The following is a 3,959-nucleotide window of genomic DNA, read 5'->3' on the forward strand; positions in this document are numbered from 1 at the left end:
TGCCTAGGATTGAGAAAGCGACCTAGGGCGAGGTCATTGTGGCGCTGCGCGATGAATACGCTCATTGGAACCGAGCCATTATTCAATGGGCAACACTGGGAGTTCCTTACAACACGCCAGTCTACCTTAGTGTAGATCAAAAAGTTTTAGCAGGTCTGGGCCTAGGCACAGTTAAGGATTTCTGCCAAGCCGTGCGCGCTCAGGTGGTAGATGGCAATCGGCTGCAGTTATCGGCTTTGCAAAACCAGGGATCGTCCGAACCGGCAGGGGTGGCCTTCTTGGCGCTGATGGTACTCGCCGCCAACGACATGATGAGAGATGACAAGCTGGATGCCAATGACTTCTTCACCCATTTTTGCCAACGGTTGGAAATACCTGGCGACACCCGTCCGATAGGGATGAAAGCCGGAGATGAAGAAAGCTTGTGGCAGGAGTGGAACCGGTGGCTAGAGGAAAAAGGATGGATTGCCACCGCCAAACCAGGGGAAGGCTCGCGCCGGTATTTGAATTACCCCATTTCCCAGGCCTTGCTGCGGGAGGCGGACACCCAAAAGTTATGTCGCATGTTTTACGAGAAAAAGTGGACTACGGCCCGCAGCGAAACCCAGTTGCTGGTGGATTTGGCGAGCGAAAAGAACCTAAACCAACATCTGGCAGAGCTGCTGGACGACCGCCAGCGACACGAAGTCCTGGGCGCCGAAATCCTAGCCGTCCATCAAGAGTGGTTGGATGCAGGACGCCCGGAACCGCAACGATTTAGCCGAGCGTACCAGCCCCCCACGCGTCTGACTGCAGGGCTGTATCGCACCGAGGATCGGTGGGGGGATCCAGCATACTACCTTTATCCCAAGCTGCCGCGTCACTGGCCAGTTGCAGAGGTGACGGTAGAAAACTTAGGTCGCCTGCGCTTGGAGCGCGTAGGTTGGTTTTACCCCGTTGGCAAGCCACTCTCTGCTGGCGATCTAGCTGAGGGGAGAGCCTGGCCTATTCGCGGCCATGCCCACTTGCGGGAGCTCCAACTGCCGGCTCGAGATTTCTGGGTCTTGGTGCCCGATCCTGAGAACCCTGAGTCCGGTGCTCTAGCCAGTTGGGGAGCGCCCAAACTTGGCAGTCACTTCACTGTGTTGTTTCGGGAAGCCCTGTGGCCGGATTTGCAGCGGCTGCGCGAAGAAAGCCTGCTGCAATGGTCGGGCGAGCGCCAGCCTGCGTTTGCCGAAACTTCTGACTGGTGGGAAATCCAAGAATGTCAGGTGCTGGCCCCCGTATGGGACGGTTTGTTTTTACAACATCCCGAGTTGAAAGAAGCCTTGCAGCCGCGCGATCGCCTGCACATTGCCTTGAGTGGCGGATTACGGGTACCCCAAGGACGGGCTTGGCTGAAGGATCACTTACCACAGGTGACCGTGTACGGATTTCAGCCTACGGCAGCGGTGACCCTGACTGAAGTGGTCACTGGGAACATATACCTTCAAGGAGACCAGCGCTCTACCAACCAGCCTTGGGATTTGCCAGCAGACTTACCTCCTGGTACTTATCGAATCCAAGTTCGGAGCGGAACTGCCCACCAGGAACGCTCTTTAAAGATTCTGAATTGGGATGATTTGTCATTAGCTTGTGTAGTAGGAGAATGATCTTATGTCTAAGCTGATTTACTGGCTCTTTCACACTCGTTGCAAGAAATTTAAGCCACAAAAGCTGTTAGAGCACTTACAGAAGCGAATTACTCAAGAAAATTTAGTAGATGTCATATCTCATGTTCGAATTGAGAAAGGTATCAAGAAAAAAGGCGAGTACTACTTCTACTTGGGTATTGATCCGAAGGCACGCCCTGATTGGAAATCTAAACAAAAAGATAATCTTGAGAAATTTCTTAAAACAATAAGCGGTATTAATAAGGCTGCAAGGCAAGAATTTTACTGGGAAGAAATTCGACACATGGTGGGTATCGCCTACGATTTAGAGCAGGATATCCAAACTATAAGGTATTTCGAAGTCAAACGGCTGCCTAAAGTCAACCCATTTCGTTTGGAAACACCTATAGCTGAGTCGGCAGAAAGCGATCGCTCTCGAGCGTGCGAACAACTGCTTTGGTGGCTATCGGCAGCCGGTTCCGGTTCTTGGGAAACCTTTCAAGCCGTATGCGATCGCCTAGACCTACCCCAACCACGTCGGTTGTTGCGTCGGCTACAATTGCTGGGGCATCTCACGGTGGCTCGAGATGGCAGACGCTGGCAGATGCAGCCGCCTTCCTTGCAGCCGGTCGGTGAAAATTGCTACGTGCTGTACGGTCAGCGGAATGCAGCTCTCCAGAAAGATCTTCAGCAATTGGGTCGCCTTGAGGAGATCCCCCAATCTCGAAAGGATGCGCCACCCTGCTGGCAGTTCGAGCTGCAGACTGATGTTGCCACGGCGATCGCCAAGTTGCGAGCCAGCTACCCTACCCTAGGCATCCGCCCGGTCGAGGCTCCTCCCCAGTGGGACAATTGGGTGGCTACACTGGACGTTGTCGATTGGGTGCCACTCCACCGCTATCGGCTGAAGCGTTATGATGGGAGCCACTTCGCAGACGTGCCGACTGCTGAGGAAACAGGTTTCTACGAATTGCATGAGAAGGGATCCCCACAACAGCATGCCCTGTTCTACGACCGCGAGCAAGACAGGTGGTACAGCGGCGAGTGGTACGGCTTACGTTTTTTGGCTTTGACTCGCCTTGCTTCCGAAAACCTATCAGTTAAGTACGACCCAAATAGCCGAGAATTATCGATCCCTATCAGCCAGCGCTGGCCGCTAGCCTACGAACGCTATTTGGTCATGCAATCCGGCTGTTTGCCTTGCTACAGACCTGAAACAGAGGAACTGGTTTATCAGAACATTACGCCAACTGCATGGCAAATCATCGGCGAGCGGCTGCCGCTGCTCGATTTGGAGAAATAGCTAAGGTTTTTGCCCAAAGCCAAGGAGAAATCATGTACGACCTCATCGGCACCTATCAGCGATTGGATCGAATCTATCAGCTTTACATTAAGAGTGCTTTTCCCTTACGGTATCCTGCTCTTAGCGCCGAGCGCGATCGCCACTTGCATTACAGCCCTGATCATCCTCTGCTCAGTGTTCCTCCTCTACTGGAGCCCACACCCGTCTACCCTTCTTCTGGCAAAACCCTCGAGGAAGCAGCAAAAGATTTACCCGCTGGCTATGAAGACTTGGCCCACCTCGGTCGTTCCTTGTTCCCGAACTTACCCCTCTATGAGCACCAATGGCAGAGTTTGAAAGCAGCCATCGTTGATCAAAAGGATATTGTGGTAACGACGGGAACTGGCTCCGGCAAGACCGAGTGTTTTTTGTTGCCAATCCTAGCCCACCTTGCGCGGGAATCCCGTAGTTGGGATCGGATGTCTGAAAGCAGGGATACGTTTTGGTGGCAGGAGGAAGACAATCCAAATTGGGTGCCACAGCGCCAAGAGCAAAAACGACCGGCGGCAATCCGGGCGCTCATTCTCTATCCCCTAAATGCTTTGGTGGAGGATCAATTGCGCCGGTTGCGCAAAGTGTTGGATGGCCCAGAAACCCATGAATGGCTTGATCGCGAGCGGGGTTGCAATCGCATCACCTTCGGTCGTTACACGGGTCAGACCCCCCTCCCCGGCTACCCCACTTCCGATAAGGTCAAGGAATTAGCCCGGCAATTGCGAGAGTTGCAAGCGGAGCAGGAAAAGGTTGCCGTCCAGAGCCAAGACCCAGATTTGAGGTTTTACTTTCCGCGCTTGGATGGAGGAGAAATGCGCTCGCGCTGGGATATGCAAGCGCATCCCCCGGACATCTTGATTACCAACTATTCCATGCTCAACATCATGCTGATGCGGCAAATCGAGGCCGGGATGTTCGAGCAAACGAAAAGGTGGCTGCAAGAGAATCGCGAGCGCAAATTCTTGCTCGTGGTCGATGAGTTGCACACTTAC

The 3,959-nt window shown here is 53.4% G+C and carries 3 protein-coding genes; all 3 read left to right on the forward strand.

Features of this window, described 5'->3' with window-relative positions:
* The first annotated feature begins 38 nt into the window (after positions 1-38).
* Positions 39-1,631, forward strand: coding sequence for a hypothetical protein (locus NW844_RS12350; protein ID WP_414336056.1), 1,593 nt, complete (start codon positions 39-41; stop codon positions 1,629-1,631).
* A gap of 4 nt (positions 1,632-1,635) precedes the next feature.
* Positions 1,636-2,934: a hypothetical protein gene (locus tag NW844_RS12355; protein WP_414336058.1), complete on the forward strand. Its 1,299-nt coding sequence runs from the start codon at positions 1,636-1,638 to the stop codon at positions 2,932-2,934.
* A 32-nt stretch (positions 2,935-2,966) separates the two neighbouring features.
* Positions 2,967-3,959: DEAD/DEAH box helicase (locus NW844_RS12360; RefSeq protein ID WP_414336059.1), on the forward strand; the 993-nt coding region annotated here is incomplete at its 3' end.

It is taken from the genome of Synechococcus sp. H55.2 (genome assembly GCF_047462495.1).
Lineage (GTDB): Bacteria > Cyanobacteriota > Cyanobacteriia > Thermostichales > Thermostichaceae > Thermostichus.